The following is a 22,497-nucleotide window of genomic DNA, read 5'->3' on the forward strand; positions in this document are numbered from 1 at the left end:
GTGAACTTAAAATATTGTGTATAAGATACTTTTGGTTTTTAAATAATGGGTTGGAAAAGGTGATGATTTAGATTTTCAACATTGTTATGTTTTACAAGGATATTGGTTGTTATGTTTTCATTTTCTAAAGAGATTATGGTATTTAAGTCTAAATGTTAAATTTATTAAAGGAGATGCAAAACATATGTTAAAAATAAATATATTTGGCTTAGCTAATTTTAAATAATCAATTAAATGAGAGAAAATTTCAAATTCCTCTTAGTGATGTTTATGTCCTTAATTATTCAATTGGGCTACTCACAAGAGAAGAGAGTTTCAGGGGCAGTGACAGATCAGGGAGGTGTGCCTCTTCCTGGGGTGAATGTTTCTGTGAAGGGTACATCCAATGGTACTCAGACTGATTTTGATGGTAAGTATTCCATTACTGTAAGTCAAGGTCAGATTTTGGTGTTCTCATATATAGGTATGAAAACTATTGAGCGTACAGTTGGAGCTGCTAATGTTTTAAATGTTGCTTTGGCTGAGGATACTCAGGCGTTAGAGGAAGTGGTTGTTGTAGGTTATGGCGTACAGCGTAAACGTGATGTAACTGGTGCTATTACCCAAGTTGGTGGTGCTGAAATAGCTTCGTTAGCCTCTCCGAGTTTTGAGTCTCAATTAGCAGGTAGAGCTGCCGGTGTGCAGATTACAACTGGTAATGGTGTGATTGGTGAGGCACCTAGAATTCGTATTAGAGGGATTGGGTCAATTTCTTCTGGTACGTATCCATTAATTGTTGTGGATGGAATGCCTATCACTACAGGAGATGTTGGAGGTTATGCATCAACAAATGCATTGGGAGATATTAACCCTGCTGACATTGAATCAATGGAGATTCTTAAGGATGGTTCAGCTACAGCTATTTATGGATCTCGTGCAGCTAATGGTGTAATACTCATTACTACAAAGAAAGGTAAAGAGGGACGTATGGCTGTAAATTATAGTAACTATTTGGGTGTTGCTAAGCCAGTTAAGGCATTTGATCTTTTAAGAACTGAAGATTTTATTACCATAAGTAATGAGAAAAGATCTAATAGAGGACAATCCCCATGGGCAAGTGGAAATGATTTTGATACGGATTGGCAAGACGCGGTATTAGTCAATAATGCATTTCAACAAGATCATATTTTGTCATTAAATGGAGGAACTGAAAAAACTCAGTATTACGCTTCTGTAGGGTATACTTCTCAGGAAGGTGTAACCTTGGCAAATGATATGGAGCGTTTTTCCATGAGGACTAATGTCGATCAAAGAGTAAATGATTGGTTAAAATTGGGAGCTTCTTTAGCTGTTACTAGAACTGAGTATAATGGTCTAAATACAGGAACGAATTCACTTTCAGGTAATATCTTTAGTACCATTCGACAACATCCTAACGTTCCAATTTATAATCCAAATCATCCTACTGGGTATAATATCGATTTTGCAAGCCCTGCTATAGTTGGAAGATGGGATAACAACACAACTATTGGGGATAACGTTCCAAATATTGTTTATGTTTTACATAAAAATGTCTACAATTCTAAAGTAAATAGGACATTGGCGAACATATATGCTGATATTAAACTTCATTCAACTCTTAATTTTAAAACACAAATTAATGCTGATGAATCATTGACTTCCGGATTTTTATATTGGAATCCTGTTCATGGTGATGGTAATGGTAGCAATGGTCGTGTACAAAATAATCAAAATAATATCACGAATTGGAACTGGCAAAATATTCTTTCTTATAATAATACTTTTGCAGAGGATCATAATGTTGGATTGGTTTTGATTTCAGAATATCAGAAACTAAGAGCACAGAATTTTTCTGGGATTGGGACTAATTTACTTAACGAGTTCTTTAACCAGAATTTAGTTTCTGATACTTATTCTATTCCTGATTCAGGTGGGGGAATTAGCGAAAATGGAATTATTTCCTTCGCTGGTAGATTTAACTATAACTATAAGAACAAATATTATGTTCAAGGATCTCTACGTCGGGATGGTCTTTCAAAGTTACCTTTTAGTAATAAGTATGGAACATTCCCAGGAATTTCTCTAGGATGGACTATGTCCAAGGAAAATTTTATGGCATCGTTAAGTGATGTTGTATCAGATTTAAAGATTAGAGCTTCTTATGCAGAAGTAGGTAATACTAGTATTGGTAACTATTCTTATTTTGGAGCTTATGGAGCATCCCGTTATGCTGATACTAATGGTACTGGATATTCGCAATTCTTTAACCCTGACTTAAAATGGGAAACTAGTGAAAAATGGGATATTGGATTGGATTTAAGTATGTTTAATAATCGGTTGACATTTACATTCGATTGGTTTAAAAACAATCAAAATGGGTTGATTTTGGCTGTACCTACACCTATGTCGTTTGGTATACCAGGCAATAGTTATTCTGATAATATTGGTTCATTGGTTAATAAAGGCCTTGAATTTTCTATTGGTGGTACGGCTATTGATAAGGGGGATCTTAAATGGGATCTTAATGCAAATGTTTCTTTTGTAGAGAATGAAATTACTGAGTTGTACTTAAATCAAGATCAAATATTTACCAATAATATTCGTAGAGTTGGAGAGTCAATGAATGCTTTGTGGGGATATCGCTATTGGGGTGTGAATTCTGCCAATGGAAACCCAGTTTATTATAAATCTAACGGGACATTAGTTCAAGGTATTATTGGTTCAGGAGTTTATCGCGTCTTTGATCCTAATAATCCAGGAGATATATCTCAGTCAGCTTCCTTAAGTTCCGCCTCCGATAAGCAAATTCTAGGTCAAGTTGTGCCGAAATATTTCGGTTCCTTAAATTCTAAAATGACATACAAAAATTTTGATTTCGGTTTTATGTTCAGATTTAGTGGAGGTAATAAAATTTTTAACGCTACGCGTAGAGAATTGATGAATCTTAATTTTACTAATAATGGGACTGAGATTTTAGGAAGATGGCAAAGTGTTGAAAACCCGGGTGATGGATGGACTCCAAAATTAAGAGCTTCCGATAATACCTTTTCAAACCTTAGCAGTCATGCAACCACACGTTTTGTTGAAAAAGGTGATTTTATTAAGTTGGATAATCTAAATATTGGATATACTCTTCCGAAGTCAATAACTGAAAAGATCAGTATAGATAAGATGCGAGTTTTTGTTCAGGGGCAAAACCTTTGGATTATTTCTGATTATTCTGGTATTGATCCTGAAATGGAGAATTCGGGTGTTGATTTAAATGGAACGCCTAGATCCAGTATTTTTACAGTAGGATTTAATGTAAGTCTATAAATTTATGGATATGAAAAATTTAAATATAAAGAGAGTATCAGTGTCACTTGCTAGTAAAGCAATAACAGCATTGTTTTCAATTTCAATGTTGATGACATCTTGCTCAGAAGACAATGTTATTAATTTGAAACCAATAAATCAAATTGCGGAAGATGAGGCGTTTTCAACACCTTCATTAATTTTGGCGGCGGTTAATGGTGTTTATAATGCTGCCCAAAGAGGTGATTATGCTGGTGGTCAACGTGGATATCCTTTTGGAGCCGCTTTTGTTCAACAAGGTGATAATCGTGGTGAAGATGTAGTAAATACACAAACATTTTATCAATTGACGTATACTGCAACTTATGACCCAGGTACTGCTAATAACGTTTATTATTGGTCAGATACTTATAGAATGATTAATAGGGCAAATTTGGTGATTGAAGGAGTAACCCGTGCAGTAGATAACGGTATAATAACTCAGGCTGTGGGTGATCAATACATTGCACAAGCGAAGTTTTTTAGAGCTGCGGGTCATTTAGAATTGCTTTTTCATTTCGCAAGACCATATAACTATACTGTTGATGCGTCTCATCCTGGGGTTCCATACCGTGATTTTGGTATTAATACAAAAGAAACTATGGCTCAGGCAATGTTGGTAGGGAGAAGTTCTGTTGCTGAGTGTTACACAAAAATCCTTTCTGATTTGAATGATGCCGAAAATATTTTAGGATCAGGTGTAATAACAAGGGTGACCAAAGAGGCAGCAATTGCGTTTAAAACTCGTGTTTATCTGCATATGGGACGTTGGAACGATGTGATTACTGAAGGAAATAAGCTTTCTGGGTTTACATTGACAAGTGACCCAAATGAACCTTTTATTTCTGGATATAAAAATACCGAATCAATATTCTCATTAGAAAATTCTGCTACCAATAATCCTGGAGTTAACGCTGCTTTGGCTTCTCAGTACAAAAGAAGAACCCTAGTGGCTATCAGCCCAATTATTTGGCGCGATCCTAGTTGGCTTCCAGATGATAAAAGACGTAGAGAGTTGCCTCATTCAGACGCTACAGATGTACAAGATGATGCTATGGTATTTACTATAGATGGCGCTAAATATACTAATAAATATAAGGATGGAAGGGACTATACTGATCCTTCACCAATAATTCGTTATGCTGAGGTAGTACTTAGTATGGCTGAAGCTCATGCTCGTAAGGCTTCACCAGATCTTCCTCAGGCTTTAACTTTATTGAATAGCGTGAGAAATCGTTCATTAGCAAATCCTGCAACTCAGGCATATACTATAGTTGATTTACCAACTCAATCAGATATGATTCAGGCTATTATAAAGGAACGTAGAATTGAGTTTTTAATGGAAGGTAGACGTTGGCCTGATATTCATAGACTTCAAGGAGACGCATTCGTTCCAATGGATGGAATTCCTGCTAAAGTTGCTAATGGCACTCCTGGCGCCTCACTTTATGTTTTAGGAACACCTTACACTGGTCCTTATGGAGTTCAGGCAATTCCTGGAACAGATCATAGATTCTTATGGCCAATTCCTCAGGATGAAGTTAATTCTAATCCAACTCTTAGAGAACAACAAAATCCAGGATGGGATTAAATTAAATTATTTAATAGAATTGTAACCTTAAGGAACGGCTTGATTAGTTTTAATCAAGCCGTTTTTATATGATATTTTAAGGATTAATGTGCCTCCAACCAATTTCTTCCTTTTCCCATATCGACCACTAATGGTACCGATAGAACGAATGCTTGTTCCATTTCTGATTTTATTAGCTTTTCAACTGCATCTAGTTCCTCTTTGTAAGCGTCAAAGACTAATTCATCATGTACCTGTAGAAGCATCTTGGTTTTAAACTTACCTTCTTTTAATTTTCTGTGGATGTTTATCATAGCAATTTTAATGATGTCCGCTGCACTTCCTTGAATTGGAGCATTGACTGCGTTTCTTTCCGCAGCCCCACGTACCACCGCATTTGCTGAATTAATATCTTTTAGATATCGCCGTCTGCCTGAAATAGTCTCTACAAATCCATTCGAGCGTGCGAATTCAATTTGTTCATGGATATAGGCTTTTAGTCTAGGATATGTTTGATAGTAAGCTTCTATTAAGGCCGCACTTTCGCTACGGTTTAAGTTTGTTTGATTGCTTAATCCAAATGCAGAAACTCCATAAATGATTCCAAAATTCACCGTTTTGGCATTACTTCGTTGTTCTTTAGTTACTTCAGCTAATGGCACATTAAAAACCTTTGCAGCAGTACTTCGGTGGATGTCTTCGTTATTTTGAAAAGCTTTTATCATGTTTTCTTCTCCTGATAACGCTGCAATTATTCGTAATTCTATTTGTGAATAATCGGCAGCCAGTAAAATATAGTCCTCATTTCGAGCTATAAAGGCTTTTCTAATCTGTCTTCCTCTTTCGGTTCGAATTGGAATGTTTTGTAGATTTGGGTTGTTAGAACTTAGCCTTCCAGTTGCGGCAACAGTTTGCATATAATCTGTATGAACTCTGAGCGTATTTTTATCTACTTGACTAGGAAGGGCCTCCACATAAGTGCTTTGTAGTTTTACAAGTTGCCTCCATTCCAAAATATTTTGTATAATTTCATGATCTTTGGCTAGATAACCTAGTACTTCTTCTCCGGTTGCATATTGCCCAGTTTTTGTTTTCTTTGGTTTGGGTCCTCCAATTTTTAGCTTGTCAAATAAAATGTCACCCAATTGTTTCGGAGACGCTAGATTAAAGGTTTCACCGGCTTCGGTAAAGATTTTTTCTTCAAATAATGCTATTTCTTTAGCCATATCGATTGACATACTTTTGAGAAAATTTACATCGAGTCGGATTCCTTCATTTTCCATATCCGCTAGGACTGAAACAAGTGGGATCTCTATTTCATTAAAAAGCTTTTGAGTACCGGTTTCTTCTAATATTGGCTTAAAGTATTGTTTAAGTTGAAGAGTAATATCGGCGTCTTCAACGGCATATTCCGTTTGTTTTTCCAAAGGAACTTGTTGCATCGAGAGTTGATTTTTACCCTTTTTACCTATAAGACTCTCTATAGAAATAGGTGAATAGTTAAGATAAGTTTCAGCCAGAATATCCATATTATGACGCATGTCTGGGTTAATAAGGTAATGCGCAATCATGGTATCAAATAATGGACCCTTTACCTGCATACCATAATTTGAGAGTACTTTGATGTCATATTTTAAATTCTGACCTATTTTCTCAATACTTTCAGATTCGAAAAATGGACGGAATTCTTCCAGCATTTTTTGCGCCTCATCTTTATTTTGCGTGAAGGGAACATAATATCCTTTTTTCGATTCCCATGAAAAGGCAATTCCAACCAACGATGCTTCTAGGCTTTTTATATGAGTGGTCTCCGTATCAAAGCATACGCTTTTTTGGGAACATAATTTCTTTATTAGTAACTTACGAGCTATAGGAGAGGAGACATACTGATAAAAGTGGGATTTTGATTCGATGGTCTGGTAGCCCGATTGATTAGTCGTGTTAGTGGACTGTGTTGAAGGGGTACTAAAAAGGTCAAACTGAGCATTGTCGCTTACTTGTTTGTTGATTTCTGGAGTATTTTTTTTGCCGACTTCTATTTGAACTCCTTCTAGCCTGAAGGTCTTTACTAAGTTTTCTGTAAGTTGTCTAAATTCTAAATCGTGGAATATAGCCTTAACCTTTTCAAAATCTGGAGTATTAAGTTCAAAGTCTTCTTCATGAAATTTCACGGGGACATCAAGAATAATACGAGCCAGCTTTTTCGATAAAAGTCCTTGTTCAGCATTATTTTCGATATTCTCTTTCATCTTTCCTTTCAGCTTATCAGTGTTTGCCAAAAGGTTTTCCATGTTTCCAAATTCTGCAATAAGTTTTTTAGCTGTTTTTTCACCAACTCCTGGGAATCCAGGAATGTTGTCAACTGCATCTCCCATCATTCCAAGATAATCTATCACTTGCTCAGGGTGACTAACCTCGAATTTCTCCTGAACTTCAGGGATGCCCCATATTTCAATACCATTTCCCATACGGGCGGGCCTATATACAAAAATATTCTCTGAAACAAGTTGAGCAAAATCTTTATCAGGAGTAACCATATAAGTAATATACCCCTGTTTTTCAGCTTGTTTAGAAAGAGTTCCTATGATATCATCAGCCTCATAACCAGACATTTCTATTACTGGGATATGCATGGCCTTTAAAATCTCTTGAATATATGGAACGGCAATTTTAATTGCCTCTGGAGTTTCATCACGATTGGCTTTATATGCCTCAAACATTTCTAACCTTGCCTCACTTCCCCCTTTATCAAAAGCTACGGCGAGATGATCTGGTTTTTCACGCTTGATAACATCCAATAGGGAATTCATAAAGCCCATTATTGCCGAAGTGTCTAATCCTTTAGAATTAATTCTTGGATTTTTAATAAAGGCATAATATCCTCTGAAAATTAACGCGTAAGCGTCCAGTAAAAAAAGGCGTTTTTGTGACATTGTATTTTCTTAAAGTGAATTGCTCGAATTGAGCAGAAAATCCAAAGTTACAAAGAATGCCTTGCTAGTAAAAATGAAATTTGGTATTTGCCTTAAGCCGATTGTAGTTCTCCTTTATTTTTTCGTTTGTAATAACCATAGTAAAGAATATACCCATAACAAGCTAAGACCAATATAAAGGCCCATTTAAATCCGACGGAGTCCGCAATTAATCCATATGCTGGAGGGATAAGAGCTCCCCCAACAATCATAGTACATAAAATTCCTGAAGCTTGTGGTTTTAATTCGTTGAGACCGTCAATTGCTAAAGTAAAAATAGTTGGAAACATAATGGAGTTAAATAGTCCCACTGCTAAAATTGACCACATGGCAATAAAACCGGTAGTGTTTATGGAAATTAGAATGAGGGTTATGGCACCAAATGCGAAGAATGATAAAACTTTAGCTGGTGCAACTATTTTTGTTAACCATGCTCCGATAAATCGGCCAATCATTGCGCCACTCCAATAGAATGTCACAAATGCGCCTACAATGGCTTTTGAATCTTTGGTAGTAATATCGGACTGAAGTATACTTTCAGAAATGCTACGCATGAAGCTATTTTCTGCAATAAGGGCAGGCATTTTCATATCCATAAAGTAATTAACTAAGTAACTTCCAATAGCCACTTCAGCACCAACATATACTAAAATGCCTAAGGCTCCCATCATTAATGATTTATTACGAAGTAGTGCTCCATATCCTTGGTTTGAGGTCTTTTCAATGAGAGTGGGTAATTTAACAAATACAAAAATTAAGGCTAAAAGAATAATAAATGCTGCGATCCCAAGGAAGGGTGCCTGAACTGCGGAGGCTTCATTGATTAAGTAACTTTCTTTATCTGGACTGGACAATGCAGCTATTTCATCGGATGTTTTTATTTTGTCACTTAATATTAAAACTGCACCGATAGCAGGTGCAATAGCTGTTCCTAAAGAGTTAAATGCTTGTGATAGATTAAGACGGCTAGAAGCACTTTCTTCAGGCCCAAGTACTGCGACATATGGATTGGCAGCCACTTGAAGTATTGTCATACCGCCAGCCAAAATAAAGTAGGCAAGCATGAAAATGCCAAATACACGGAATGAGGCAGCTGGATAAAAAAGTAAGCAACCAACAGCCATGGTAGAAAGCCCTAGAACGATTCCTTTTTTATATCCTATTTTAGATAATATATATCCGGCAGGAATGGATAATACAAAGTAGGCCATAAAGAATGCAAACTGGACCAGTCCTGCTTGAAAGTAGGTCAGTGTAAATACTTCCCTTAATCGAGGAATAAGAGAGTCAACAAGAACCGTTATAAATCCCCACAGAAAAAATAGGGATGTAACAAATATAAATGCACTTCGGTAACTTTTTTGTGTTTGCATAATCTGGGTGTTAATTGGTCGGGCAAAATACTATAAATTTTTAATTGAAATACTTTTTTTAGCTGAAAGACGTAATTGAGACGTAGTATGTAGTGTTTAAATGTTTTTTTTAATAAACTAACAAAATGAGAACTTACTTTTGTAAGTTTAAAACAAAAAAATGCTAGTAGAAATTTGTGCGAATTCGTTTGAATCTGCAAGAAATGCCCAGCTTGCTGGAGCTCATAGAATTGAATTGTGTGTCGAGTTGGGAATGGGAGGTATAACCCCATCCCATGGTCTTATTGAGAAGGTTTGTAATGAATTGTCAATACCGGTTTGTGTTCTTATTAGGCCTCGAAGTGGTCATTTTTGTTATTCTGAAGAAGAATTAGACATCATGATTAGGGACGTGAAATTTTGTAGAAGTATTGGGTGTGCAGGGATCGTTACTGGTGTCCTTGCAGAAGATTTCACCATTGCAATGGATTCAACAGCTCGATTAAGAGATGCTGCAGGAGAAATGGAATTTGTGTTTCATCGTGCTTTTGATTGGGTTCGAAATCCTATCGATGCTTTACAAAAACTAAATGAATTAAAAATAGATAGAATATTAAGCTCTGGTGGAAATTCCTCTGCCTATGATGGGTTGGATAGATTGCAAACATATCTAAAAAATTCTGGAGAAATAACTATTATGCCTGGTGGGGGAATATCTCTTAATAACATTTTAGCCTTTAAGGAGGTCGGGTTTACTGAAATTCATTTTTCCGCCGGAAGAAAAAGACAGATGTTACGTTCCGTACCTTTTCCAATGCGAAGTGATGTTGGGGTTGATGAAGGTATAGTCATGGTCTCCGATTTGGAGGTAATCAAGTCAATGTTATTGAAGCTTTCGTAGCAAGTTAATTTTCCCTTAAATCACTCTGAGTCTATTGAGATAGCCTTACCTTTGATAAAAATTGCACCGTATGCGCTGGATTATTTTTGTGTTAATATACCTTTTTATAGATTGGTATGCATTTCAAGCTCTTCGTACAATTACTAAAAATCAATGGATATATTATCTACATTTCTTGATTTCGGTTTTAGTAGTGGGGAATTTTATTGTGCAATTTCTTTGGTTCAATGAAGCCAATGGCGGTCTTAGCCATGCCAAGAGTTATGCTATTGGATTTTTATTGACAATTATGGCGCTAAAATTAGCAGTTATCCCTTTTTTGCTAGGGGAAGATATTGTGAGAGTTGGTGCCGGAGTATATCATAAGTTCTTTGGTTCAGAAAAAGAATTTTACATGCCTGCAAGGCGTAGATTTGTTAGCCAAATGGCTCTGGGTGTAGCTGCGATCCCTTTTCTATCTTTATTATATGGGATGTATAAAGGGAAGTATGACTTTAGGGTATTGAAGTATACACTCACCTATGATGATCTTCCTGAAGCATTTGATGGGTATAGGATTACTCAAATATCAGATATCCATAGTGGAAGTTTTGACAATCGTGAAAAAATAGAATATGCAGTTGACCTTATTAATGAACAGCAAAGTGATATAATTGTTTTTACAGGAGATATGGTTAATAATAAATCTGATGAAATGAAACCTTGGCTGGAAACATTCTCTAGACTTACTGCAAGTGATGGAAAATTTTCGGTATTGGGTAATCATGATTACGGAGATTATGTGTCTTGGTCAACCCAAACTGAAAAACATAATAATTTACTAACCCTTATGCAAATGCAAAAGGAAATGGGGTTCGATTTGTTATTGAACGAGCATCGTTATTTAAATCGAGGTGGTCACAGGTTGGCGTTAGTTGGAGTTGAAAATTGGGGTGTTGGCGGATTTAAAAAGGCTGGAGATTTTAATAAAGCGATTTCAGGAATTAGTGCTGATGATTTTACAATTTTATTAAGTCATGACCCTTCCCATTGGGAGCATGAAATTATGAGTCATCAAAAACATGTTCACCTTACCATGAGTGGCCATACTCACGGTATGCAATTTGGTATCGAAATACCTGGTTGGATTAAGTGGAGTCCTGTAAAATGGAGATATAAATATTGGGCAGGTATTTATAAAGAAATGGGGCAATACATTAACGTGAATAGAGGGTTTGGTTTTCTTGCATATCCGGGAAGAGTAGGAATTTGGCCTGAAATTACCGTGATAGAGCTTAAAAGGGCTGAAAAAGTAGCATAATTCGAAGAAAATATTACATTTGTATAAGGTAATTGACTAAAAAGGCTATCCTATGTCAAAGTTTGGTGAGTTAATAGATATTAGTATCCCGGTATTGTTGGATTTTTATGCCGATTGGAATGAAGCTTCTGCAGCCATGCATCCTGTGCTCAGAGATGTCGCTGCTGCCATGGGTGATAAGGCTAAAATTATAAAAATTGACACCGATAAAAATCAAGAATTAGCAGACGCTCTTCGTGTCAAAGGACTTCCTACGTTAATGATTTATAAAAATGGTGAGATGGTTTGGCGTCAGAGTGGAGAGCAAGATGCAAATACCCTCATAGGGATTCTTAAGGATTATTTGTAGATCACTAAATTGTTGCCCTTTTTCTTTAAAACGAATTTTTAGTTATTGCTTTAAAAGTAAATCCTTTTTCACTAAAATATGCAAGTGTCTTCGGAAGTGCATATTGTAGCCTTGGAAATGCTTTAATACTATCGTGAAAAACGATAATACTTCCTGGTTTTGCGTTTTCCTTGATGTTTTTCCAACATTTCTCAGGAGTTAGCTTAGTGTTGTAGTCAACGCTTAAAACATCCCACATAATAATGTGATAACCCATAGTTTGGATTTGACGAATTGTTTTTGGTGTTAGTTTTCCATAAGGTGGCCTAAAAAGTTTAATGTAATCAGGATCTTTCAGTGATGTATAAAGTTCACTTTCTGTTAAATGAATATTGGAGATATATGATTTTGAGTCTGTTTTCCAAGCGTTAAGGTGATTGTGTGTGTGATTGCCTATACTGTGTCCTTCTTTATGAAGTAAATGGTATAACTCCATATGGTTGACTACATTTTTACCAATGCAAAAAAAAGTGGCTTTCGCCTTGTATTTATTTAACTGTTCAATAACCCAGGAAGTTATTTCTGGTGTTGGCCCATCATCAAAGGTGAGATAGAGTACCTTTTCTTCTGTGACTATCTTCCATTTTAGTTTAGATAGTAAACGTTGAATTAGTTTAGGTGTCTTGATAAATATATTCATATGAAGACTTGAATGTCAATAATTAGGGTCTTATAGTATATTTACACGTAAATAAAAAACCGAGCGAAGCCCGGTTTCTTATGTTATTTAGAGGTTTGAAGTAAAATATTTTCTAGAGAATCTTCAGGTATACTATCCAAAGGCATTCCTAAATCAAGTTCATCTTCTATATCCTCCATATTTTCTTCACCAAATGCGTTAAGTAATTTGTTGAATTGGTCAATCTGTTCTTTAGCAAAATTAGAATCGTCATTTTTCTTAATAATATCGAGTAAATTGCTGTAGCGATAAACGTCCAGCTCCAATTCTGACATTATGTCGAGTTTTTCAGAATAACTAAGACCGGCGAAATAGTTAAGAGACTCTTGGTATTTTTTAGCTACATCCAAAAATAGCTTACGTGCTTTTTCGGGCTCACCAATTTTATAATACCCCTCTACATAGGGATCTAATAAAGAATAGAATCCAAAAAGATCAACTGGCATATGTTGCATGGCTAGTTCTATAATTGTTTTTGCCTGGTCTTTTTTACCCTCTTTAATTAGTGTTTCAACTAGACGTGCCATATTTCCGCGATAGTTTATGCTCAGTTTGCGAGTCTCAGGGTCATGGTAAATTTTAGAACTCTCCATATTTCCCCATTCCCATCCCATGACAATGGAATACATAAGATCACTATCTATACGTCCCATGTCATAAGGAGAACGTGGATCTACGGCTGTTTTGATTGGTACCAATTTGTAAACCAATCCATCCAATTGAAGATAATCCTTCATCCAAATAAATTCTTCACTTTCGTAGCTTCCACCAGTAAAGTAAATTGGTCTTTTCCAGTCATTATTGGCAATAATGTCAAGCATTAGAAGACGGTTTTTACCAATAGCACTTTTAGGAAGTTCAATGTCTATATAGTCCAGAATCAGTGCCGAATCCTTCGCTTTTACGAGTCCACTTTTCAGGACGTTTTCTTTATTTACAGGAATGCGAATTTTGTTGGTTGGATAGAATACGACTTCTTGATTGTTAGCGAATGTAACTTTCGTTCTTGGGTCATCACTTGATACCCAATTCATAAAATCCTTAATGTTCCAAGTGTTCTCTGTTAATGCTTGAAAGTAGATTGCATCACGGACTCCATAGGCATATTGGTCATGTCTTAGTTGCGAAGGAATTGGATCACTTTCATAGGCTTTTCGTTTCATTTGATCAATATACCAATCGGTTGCAAAAAGACTGGTGTTGATTGTTCTAACATCAGTTCTATATCCTTCAATTTCTTGGGCATACCATAAGGCGAAGGTGTCATTATCTCCAATAGTAAATAACATAGCTCCGGCATCTTCTTGGATCGAGTCTAGGTATGATTTTGCCATAGACTGAGCCGTGTATCTATTGCTTCTGTCGTGATCATCCCAGTTTTGATATGCCATTACAGTTGGTACTGCCAAGATACAGGCAAGAGTAATTGCTGGGGCCAAAAGTCTTGGGTTTAAAAATCGTTTTAGTTCTTCAAAAAGACCATAAACGCCCATACCTATCCATATCGAGAAAACGTAAAATGATCCAACAAGGGCATAATCACGTTCTCGGGGTTCAAAAGGCCTTTCATTTAAATATACTTTTAAGGCAAGACCAGTGAAAATGAATAGAATGAATAGTATCCAGAACTGTTGTTTGCTCTTTTTTATTTGAAATAGGAGGCCTATAATTCCAAGGATTAAAGGTAAAAAATAATAGGTGTTTCGCGCCTTGTTATTAAGGATATCCGAAGGTAAATTTTCTTGTGAGCCTAAGCGCAATTCATCAATGAATTTGATTCCACTCATCCAATTCCCATGATTATCCAGACGTCCTTGGATGTCATCTTGTCTTCCAGTGAAATTCCACATAAAATACCTTCCGTACATATACCCCATTTGATATTGGAAAAGATACTTGAGGTTTTGAAGTAGAGTAGGTTTTTGAACCTCTATATAATCCTTGAATTGATTTAGGAAACGTACATACTCTTCATGTGAAATTTTCCCAGCAGTTACGTCGCGTTTAAATTCGGCTACGGCTGCACGTAGTTCATTGTTTGTTATGTATTCTGAATTTATTTTAAAGTCTAATAGACCTGTAATTTTCATATAATTTGCTGCATGTTCTGCGCTCCACATACGAGGTAGAAAGCCTACATGATTTCGGTTGGGGGCAATACGAGCATCTTTATATTGATTTACAATGATGTACTTATTAGTAGTATAGTCGCGTTCGTACTTAGGTTTGTCATCCATGTATGGATCGATCTGGTCTTGAGGAGCATATCTGTCAGAATACATAGGTCCATAAATGAGGTGTGTCTCAGGGTATTGCTCTAGGTTGTAATAGGCAAGTAGTAAACGGGCGTCTGTAGGGCTATTTTCATTAATTACTGTATCTGCATTAGCGCGTATTGGAATCATGATCCAGGTTGAGAATCCAATAAATACAAACATGATGCAAAGAATGGCAGTATTGAAGAAAACAAAATTCTTTTTTCGTGTATACGTTAATAGAAAATAGAAGGCTAGTATGATGGAGATTCCTGCAATTATGGTACCTGAGTTAAAAGGAAGCCCTATGGAATTCACAAAAAACACCTCTAGATATCCAAAGTAAGATAGGGTGTATGGTAAAAGTAATTTAAATATAAAAAGTAAGATTGCTACAGAAATGATGTTTGCAATAATGAAGTTTTTAATATTTTTTTGATAGGTGCTCTGGAAGAAATACATCATTCCAATGGCTGGAATAGTAAGCAAGGCCATAAAGTGTACTCCGAAAGAAAGCCCAACTACAAGTGAGATTAAAATGAGCCATTTATTTCCACGATTTGAATGTAAATTGTCTATCCATTTTAATCCAAGCCAAAACATTAGAGACATGAATAACATAGCCATAGCATATACTTCTGCTTCAACTGCATTAAACCAAAAACTGTCGGAATAGGTATATGTTAGAGCCCCTACTAATCCACTTCCAAGGATAGCAATCGCTTTTGCATTAGTTATTTCTTCATCACGAATGATAATTTTTTTCACTAAAAGGGTAGTTGACCAGAAAAGTAATAGGACGGTAAAAGCACTCGAGAAAACAGACATATAGTTTACCATAAGAGCTACTTGCTCAGGTGATGGGGCAAACATTGAAAAGAAGGCTCCCATCATTTGGAAAAATGGTGCTCCAGGAGGGTGCCCTACTTGCAGTTTGGCTGAGGTTGAGATGTATTCTCCACAGTCCCAAAAACTTGCTGTTGGTTCTACTGTGAGTCCGTAAGTGATTAAAGCAATAAAAAAAACTATCCATCCAAGAATAGTATCCCATTTTTTGAAATTAGTTGCTAGCATGAATTTTTGTTTCTAGGTCTGTAGGCGAATTTACTAATTAATACCATTTTACAATGGCTTTTTTTAAAATGTTAACAGAGTAGGCTTTTAAAAAAAACAAATAATCTGAAAAAATATTTGTGCATATCAAAAATAGCTCTAAATTTGCAACCGCTAATAAATACTGGCTCATGGTGTAACGGTAGCACTACAGATTTTGGTTCTGTCTGTCGGGGTTCGAATCCCTGTGAGCCAACTACCAAATAGTAAAAAACCTGTCAATTTTGACAGGTTTTTTTTATGTTTCTAAATTAGGCTTATGCGCGAATGGTTAGTACAGGTCTAATAGTGTGGTTTACAAGGTCTTCACTTATGCTTCCGTTGAAAAAATGTGCTAGTCCTTTTCTTCCGTATGTACTCATGCATATCATGTCCGCGTCAATACTTGTGGCAAAGTTCATAATGCCAGTTTCAACACGTTCGTCATTATATATGTGAACTTGATAGTCTTGTGTTGCATTAAGGCGCTTAAATTTTTCTATTTTTTCTTCGATTTCATGTGTGGTCATGAATTGATGTGGGGTGTTTACGTATAGTAGGTGTATTTTGGCATGAAATTTTTCTGCAAAAAGAGAGGCTCGCATGAAGGCGTCATTGAATTTAGGCTCAAAATTGGAGGCAAATACGAAATGTTCAATGTTAAAGTTAGCTACTGGGTTCTTGATGACTAATACTGGGATTTCAGCTGATCGAACAACTTTTTCGGTATTGGAACCAATAAAAATTTCTTTCATACCAGTAGCTCCACTAGATCCCATTACAATTAAGTCTGCATTATGTTTTTTGCTTGCTTCAACAATACCGGAAGCCGTGTAGTCCGATTCTATGATTGTTTTAATTGAAATATCGTTGCTTTCAATTTTTTCTAGGAATTGTTCAAAATGTTGTTTGGCTAGTTCTATGAAAAATAAGGGTTCAGGTAGTTGCGAGCTTCCTACGCTCGATAAGTGAAGTGGCAAATCTATTGTGTGCAGTAATAGAATTTCACTATTGAATCGTTTGGCAATTTGTAATGCTACATTGAGTGCATTTTGTGCCTGAATTGAAAAATCGGTTGGTACCAGAATTTTTTTCATGGGGCTGAGTTTTAAGTTTTAAAGTAAAGTTAGGTAGGAAAAATTAAACAGACAAAATAAATTACTTTATATGAAGGTTTTAGCGGTTTAAAAAAATAATTGTATATTTGCACCGTTGAACGAAAAAAAGAATAAAGAGGGGACGCGAAGTCCCCTCTTTTCATAGGCATATGAAGTTTGAAGAAAAAGTAAAAAAACTACTTGATGAAGCTTTGGAAGCTGATAATTCCTTATTTTTAATTGACTTTTCAATTGGTCAAGGAAATGTAATTAAGGTCGTGATTGATGGTGATAATGGAGTTTCTATCAACGATTGTATTTCTGTAAGTCGAGCCATTGAACATAATCTTGATAGGGAAGAAGAGGACTTTTCATTGGAGGTTACTTCGTATGGTATTTCATTGCCGCTTAGGGTGCCTCGTCAATATGTTAAGAATATTGGTCGTATTCTTAAGGTTGAGTTGACGGATGGTACTAAACTCGAAGGTGAAGTGCTAAATGCAACTGATCAAGAAGTGGTGATGGCTTATCAAGTAAGAGAGCCTAAACCTATCGGTAAAGGAAAAATTACTGTAACCAAGGAGCAGATAATTGCTCTGTCAAATATTGTTGAAGCAAAAGTGATGATTAAATTTTAATTAAGTTGACATGGAAAATCTTGAATTAATAGAATCTTTTTCAGAGTTCAAAGACGATAAGCTTATTGATCGTGTAACTCTGATGGCCATTTTGGAAGAAGTTTTCAGAAATGCCTTAAAAAAGAAGTTTGGTTCAGATGATAATTTTGATATTATTATCAATCCTGATAAAGGAGATTTGGAAATTTGGAGAAACCGTGTGGTTGTTGCCGACGGTGAAGTTGAGGATCCAAACCAAGAGATTGAACTGTCAGCAGCACGACGTATAGAGCCTGATTTTGAGGTGGGTGAAGATGTTTCTGAAGAGGTTAAATTGATAGACTTAGGAAGAAGGGCTATTTTGGCGCTTCGTCAAAATCTTATATCTAAAATTCATGAACACGATAATACTACTATTTATAAGCAGTTTAAAGATTTAATTGGTGAAATCTATACTGCTGAAGTGCATCATGTACGTCATAAAGTAGTAATTTTGGTGGATGATGAAGGTAATGAGATAGTGTTACCTAAAGAAAAACAAATTCCTTCGGATTTCTTCAGAAAAGGAGAAAATGTTCGTGGAATTATTGAAGGTGTAGAGCTTAAAGGAAATAAACCGATGATTGTCATGTCTCGTACTTCTCCAATGTTCTTAGAGAAATTGTTTGAACAAGAAATTCCAGAAGTATTCGATGGGTTAATTACTGTTAAGAAGGTAGTTCGTATTCCTGGAGAGAAAGCAAAAGTCGCTGTGGATTCATACGATGATCGAATCGATCCAGTTGGAGCCTGTGTGGGTATGAAAGGTTCTCGTATTCATGGTATTGTAAGGGAATTAGGGAATGAGAACATTGATGTTATAAACTTTACTGCTAATACTCAATTGTATATCACACGTGCATTGAGTCCGGCTAAAGTTACTTCTGTAACATTAAATGAAGAAACTAAACATGCTGAAGTATATTTAAAGCCTGAAGAGGTTTCTAAAGCTATTGGTAAAGGAGGATATAATATTCGTCTTGCTGGACAGCTTACAGGTTATGAAATTGACGTGTATAGAGAAGGTGTTGAGGACGAAGATGTTGAATTGACTGAGTTTTCTGATGAAATAGAAGCTTGGGTAATAGAGGAGTTTAAACGTATTGGACTTGATACTGCTCGTAGTGTGCTTGAGCAGGATGTCAAAGATCTTGTAAAACGTACCGATTTGGAAGAAGAAACCATTTTGGAGGTAGTGAAGATCTTAAAAGAAGAATTTGAAGAATAACAACATAAATTTTTGAGGTTAAAAAGCAATTTATGGCTGAAGAAACAACAATAAGGCTAAACAAAGTATTAAGAGAGTTAAACATTTCGTTAGATAGAGCTGTTGAATTTCTTAATTCCAAAGGGCATGATGTGGAAGCGCGGCCTACTACCAAGATTTCTACAGAGGTCTACAATGTGCTTTTGGGTGAATTCCAGACAGACAAGAGCAAAAAAGTAGCTTCTAAAGAAGTGGGAGAGGAGAAGCGTAAAGAGAAGGAGGCTATTCGTTTGGAGTTGGAAAAAGAGAATGAATTAAAGCGTCAGGCTCAGGAGCAAGAAGTGATTAAGGCTCGCACAGTGTTATCTGGCCCAAAAACGGTTGGGAAAATCGATTTGGAACCAAAGAAGGTTGAAGAAGAGGTTGCTGAAGTGACTCCTGAAGAAAAGCCAGAGCCAAAAGAGGAACCGGTAGTAGAACTGATGCCTGAAATTGAAAAATCTGAACCTGCCCCTGTAGAAGAGGTTAAGGAAGTTAAAGAAGAAGTGAAGGAAGTGAAAGAAGAAAAGCCTGTTTCGCCTAAGCCTGTTTCGCCTAAGCCTGTTGTAGAAGCGCCTAAAGTGATAAAAGTAGTCCCTCAAGAAACAAAAACAGAAGTGTCTCCTTCAGAACCAGAAGTTATGGAGACAAAATATCAAAAACTTACGGGTCCTAAGGTCACTGGAGAAAAAATTGATTTAGCGCAATTCAATAAACCTAAGAAGAAGAAAGAAGAGCCTAAGCAGGCTGCAGGAAATGCTTCTTCAAATAACAAGGATAAGAAAAAGCGTAAACGTATTAATAAAGAAGGAGGAGGTCCTGCTCCTCAGGGTGGTAACAATAATAGACGCTTTGGTGGAAATGATAATCGCCAAGGAGGTGGTCAAAAGGGTAAAGGTCGTACACCTGTAGTTAAGGTAGAACCCACTGAAGAAGAAGTTCAAAGACAAGTGCGCGAGACCCTCGAGAAGCTTCAAGGTAAATCAGTAAAATCTAAGGGTGCTAAATATCGTCGTGAAAAACGTGATTTCCATCGTCAGAAATCTGAGGAGGAAATGGCTCAGCAAGAGATGGAAAGCAAGGTGCTTAAAGTTACCGAGTTTGTAACTGTTTCTGAAATGGCCACCATGATGGACGTACCTATCAATAAGATTATTGGAGCATGTATGTCATTAGGTATAATGGTTACAATGAACCAGCGATTGGATGCTGAAACCTTGACCATTGTTGCGGATGAGTTTGGATTTGAAGTAGAGTTTGTTACTGCGGATATTGAAGAGGCAATTCAAGAAGAGGAGGATCGTCCAGAGGATATGGAGACTAGAGCTCCAATTGTAACTGTTATGGGACACGTTGACCACGGTAAAACCTCATTATTGGATTATATTAGGAAAGAAAATGTAATTGCAGGTGAAAGTGGGGGTATAACCCAGCATATTGGTGCCTATGGAGTAACCCTTGAGAATGGTCAAAAAATGGCATTTCTAGATACACCTGGTCACGAAGCTTTTACCGCTATGCGTGCTCGTGGAGCTCAAGTAACGGACCTTGCTATTATTGTAGTTGCGGCTGATGATGATGTGATGCCTCAAACAAAGGAGGCTATTAGTCATGCCCAAGCTGCAGGTGTTCCTATTGTATTTGCTATTAATAAAGTAGATAAGCCTACGGCTAATCCAGAGAAAATTAAAGAAAAACTGGCAGGTATGAACTTACTAGTTGAAGACTGGGGAGGTAAAATTCAGTCTCATGATATTTCTGCTAAAACTGGTTTAGGTGTAAAAGAGTTGCTGGAAAAAGTTTTGCTTGAAGCTGAGTTATTAGATTTAAAGGCAAATCCAAATAAGATGGCTTCAGGTACTGTAGTCGAGGCTTTTCTTGATAAAGGTCGTGGCTATGTATCCACAATTTTGGTTCAATCTGGTACCTTGAAAGTGGGTGATTATATGTTGGCTGGTAAAAATCATGGAAAAATTAAGGCCATGCATGATGAACGTGGCAAGTCAGTTAAAGAGGCAGGTCCTTCAACCCCAATTTCTGTATTAGGATTGGATGGTGCCCCACAAGCTGGAGATAAATTTCATGTATTTACTGATGAAAGAGAGGCTAAACAAATTGCAGCAAAGCGTACACAATTGCAGCGTGAGCAGTCTGTTCGAACTCAACGCCATATTACACTTGATGAAATTGGTCGTCGAATTGCGCTTGGGGACTTTAAAGAATTGAATATTATATTAAAAGGAGATGTGGACGGTTCGGTTGAAGCATTGACTGATTCATTCCAGAAGCTTTCCACGGAAGAAATTCAAGTTAAACTAATACATAAGGGTGTTGGTCCAATTACTGAGTCTGATGTGTTGTTGGCCTCTGCTTCTGACGCAATTATTATTGGATTTAATGTTCGTCCTATGGGCAACGCTCGTTCTTTAGCAGATAAAGAAGAAATTGATATCCGAACATATTCAATCATTTATGACGCTATTAATGATCTGAAAGATGCTATGGAAGGAATGTTGTCTCCTGAGATGAAGGAGGAGATTACAGGAACTGTGGAGATAAGAGAGCTCTTTAAGATTTCTAAAGTTGGTACCATTGCGGGATGTATGGTTACTGACGGAAAGATTTTCAGAAATTCCAATATTCGTCTTATTCGTGATGGTGTTGTTATTTATACTGGGGAACTCTCTTCACTAAAACGTTTTAAAGATGATGTTAAGGAAGTTTCTAAAGGGTATGATTGTGGTCTTCAGATTAAGAACTATAACGATCTAAGGGAATATGATACTATCGAGGCATTCCAAGAGGTAGCTGTTAAGAAGAAATTGAAATAATAGAATGATCCTAATTTAGAATGATAAAAAAAGCCTTTTCTTAATGGAAAGGCTTTTTTTATTTTAATTACTTAGCTTTATTGGTTAGCTCTAAAATAGAGAAGTCAGGAGTAATAGTAAGGATGATGTTGTAGTTTGTCATAAAAACGATCTTCTATGGAGAAGCAACAATATAAATCTTGAAGTATTTTGCGGTAATTTATTTCAGTTGTTTGGCCTTATAAAAATAAAGGAAGGCTTCAAATTGAAAGACCTTCCTTTATTAAGATATTATTGCTGAAGTGCAAGTATAAATGCTCCTGGGTATTTACCTCTAACTTCGATTAGATGTTTGTCAGCTTCAAGTCTAGTTCTGAATTTTCCCAATCGTACTTTATAGTTTGGGTATTCGAAAGTCAATTCGGCAGTGATTTCGAATTCATTTTTGGCATTGCTTAATGCTTTCTGGGCACCTTCTTGATTACCATTGTAAATTTGAATGCGATAACGTTTGTCATCTTTTTTTAGCTGTTTCTTTAATTGGAGCAGTTGCGTGACTTTTTGCGGTTGTTCAATTTGAAGATTGCCGTTTTGAGCTAAGGATTTTTGAGTTGTAAATCCAAAGAAAACTAGTGTAGTAAAACAAAAAATGGGGTTCAATATTCTCATAATGAAATAGTATGACGCAAATTTAAAAGATTATTGTTAATAGTATTTAAAAATACTTATTTAGAAACATTATAAATTAAATGTTAAGAGTTCACTAACATTTCGGAAATCGACCGTAAGTCGTATTTTTGTGGCTCAAATTTTAAGAATGTATGCTTTTTCTAAGTATTTTTAATA

General features: G+C 36.2%; 14 protein-coding genes and 1 tRNA gene. 9 read left to right on the forward strand and 6 right to left on the reverse strand.

What is annotated here, in order from left to right; all coding sequences use genetic code 11:
- Window positions 1-234: 234 nt before the first annotated feature.
- Together PT603_RS12830 and PT603_RS12835 are read left to right on the forward strand one after the other, a co-directional pair.
- Entirely contained in the window at window positions 235-3,315 is a 3,081-nt protein-coding gene (locus tag PT603_RS12830) for a SusC/RagA family TonB-linked outer membrane protein (RefSeq protein ID WP_008237562.1), read from the forward strand.
- Between the two features lie 10 nt (window positions 3,316-3,325).
- Window positions 3,326-4,924: a RagB/SusD family nutrient uptake outer membrane protein gene (locus PT603_RS12835; protein WP_040488595.1), complete on the forward strand. Its 1,599-nt coding sequence runs from the start codon at window positions 3,326-3,328 to the stop codon at window positions 4,922-4,924.
- Window positions 4,925-5,007: 83 nt separating this feature from the next.
- Here PT603_RS12835 and polA read toward each other — a convergent pair whose 3' ends face one another.
- Entirely contained in the window at window positions 5,008-7,836 is a 2,829-nt protein-coding gene (gene polA / locus PT603_RS12840) for a DNA polymerase I (protein WP_008237566.1), read from the reverse strand.
- A gap of 92 nt (window positions 7,837-7,928) precedes the next feature.
- The gene (locus PT603_RS12845; protein ID WP_008237567.1) at window positions 7,929-9,248 is read right to left on the reverse strand and encodes a sugar MFS transporter; all 1,320 of its coding nucleotides are present in this window, start codon (window positions 9,246-9,248) and stop codon (window positions 7,929-7,931) included.
- Between the two features lie 160 nt (window positions 9,249-9,408).
- Between PT603_RS12845 and PT603_RS12850 the strand changes: the two genes are divergently transcribed.
- The 3 genes from PT603_RS12850 (at window position 9,409) to PT603_RS12860 (ending at window position 11,777) form a co-directional block, all read left to right on the forward strand.
- Window positions 9,409-10,128 carry a copper homeostasis protein CutC gene (locus tag PT603_RS12850; protein WP_008237568.1) on the forward strand — a complete coding sequence of 240 codons (720 nt, stop codon included), beginning with the start codon at window positions 9,409-9,411 and terminating at the stop codon, window positions 10,126-10,128.
- A 70-nt stretch (window positions 10,129-10,198) separates the two neighbouring features.
- Window positions 10,199-11,428 carry a metallophosphoesterase gene (locus tag PT603_RS12855; protein ID WP_008237569.1) on the forward strand — a complete coding sequence of 410 codons (1,230 nt, stop codon included), beginning with the start codon at window positions 10,199-10,201 and terminating at the stop codon, window positions 11,426-11,428.
- Window positions 11,429-11,480: 52 nt separating this feature from the next.
- Complete coding sequence (locus PT603_RS12860) at window positions 11,481-11,777, forward strand: thioredoxin family protein (protein WP_008237582.1); 297 nt, start codon at window positions 11,481-11,483, stop codon at window positions 11,775-11,777.
- 25 nt (window positions 11,778-11,802) lie between these two features.
- On the opposite strand, the gene PT603_RS12865 is transcribed toward PT603_RS12860, so the two are convergent.
- Complete coding sequence (locus PT603_RS12865) at window positions 11,803-12,456, reverse strand: polysaccharide deacetylase family protein (RefSeq protein ID WP_008237584.1); 654 nt, start codon at window positions 12,454-12,456, stop codon at window positions 11,803-11,805.
- An 83-nt stretch (window positions 12,457-12,539) separates the two neighbouring features.
- A complete protein-coding gene (locus PT603_RS12870; protein ID WP_008237586.1) occupies window positions 12,540-15,824 on the reverse strand; it encodes a glycosyltransferase family 117 protein in 3,285 nt (1,094 codons plus the stop codon).
- 164 nt (window positions 15,825-15,988) lie between these two features.
- Between PT603_RS12870 and PT603_RS12875 the strand changes: the two genes are divergently transcribed.
- Window positions 15,989-16,059: transfer RNA gene (locus tag PT603_RS12875), tRNA-Gln, on the forward strand.
- A gap of 61 nt (window positions 16,060-16,120) precedes the next feature.
- On the opposite strand, the gene PT603_RS12880 is transcribed toward PT603_RS12875, so the two are convergent.
- Window positions 16,121-16,939 (reverse strand): universal stress protein, encoded by an 819-nt coding sequence (locus PT603_RS12880; protein WP_008237587.1) that lies wholly within the window; start codon window positions 16,937-16,939, stop codon window positions 16,121-16,123.
- A gap of 170 nt (window positions 16,940-17,109) precedes the next feature.
- Here PT603_RS12880 and rimP point away from each other — a divergent pair, with 170 nt between their 5' ends.
- The 3 genes from rimP to infB are packed head-to-tail and all read left to right on the forward strand — an operon-like array spanning window position 17,110 to window position 21,672.
- Window positions 17,110-17,577 (forward strand): ribosome assembly cofactor RimP, encoded by a 468-nt coding sequence (rimP, locus tag PT603_RS12885; RefSeq protein WP_008237590.1) that lies wholly within the window; start codon window positions 17,110-17,112, stop codon window positions 17,575-17,577.
- A 10-nt stretch (window positions 17,578-17,587) separates the two neighbouring features.
- Window positions 17,588-18,823: a transcription termination factor NusA gene (gene nusA, locus PT603_RS12890; protein WP_008237592.1), complete on the forward strand. Its 1,236-nt coding sequence runs from the start codon at window positions 17,588-17,590 to the stop codon at window positions 18,821-18,823.
- A gap of 32 nt (window positions 18,824-18,855) precedes the next feature.
- On the forward strand, window positions 18,856-21,672 hold the full coding sequence (gene infB, locus PT603_RS12895; RefSeq protein WP_008237597.1) for a translation initiation factor IF-2: 2,817 nt from the start codon (window positions 18,856-18,858) through the stop codon (window positions 21,670-21,672).
- A gap of 270 nt (window positions 21,673-21,942) precedes the next feature.
- Here infB and PT603_RS12900 read toward each other — a convergent pair whose 3' ends face one another.
- Entirely contained in the window at window positions 21,943-22,320 is a 378-nt protein-coding gene (locus tag PT603_RS12900) for an SPOR domain-containing protein (protein ID WP_008237599.1), read from the reverse strand.
- Between the last annotated feature and the right edge of the window lie 177 nt (window positions 22,321-22,497).

Source organism: Imtechella halotolerans (assembly GCF_028743515.2).
Taxonomy (GTDB): domain Bacteria; phylum Bacteroidota; class Bacteroidia; order Flavobacteriales; family Flavobacteriaceae; genus Imtechella; species Imtechella halotolerans.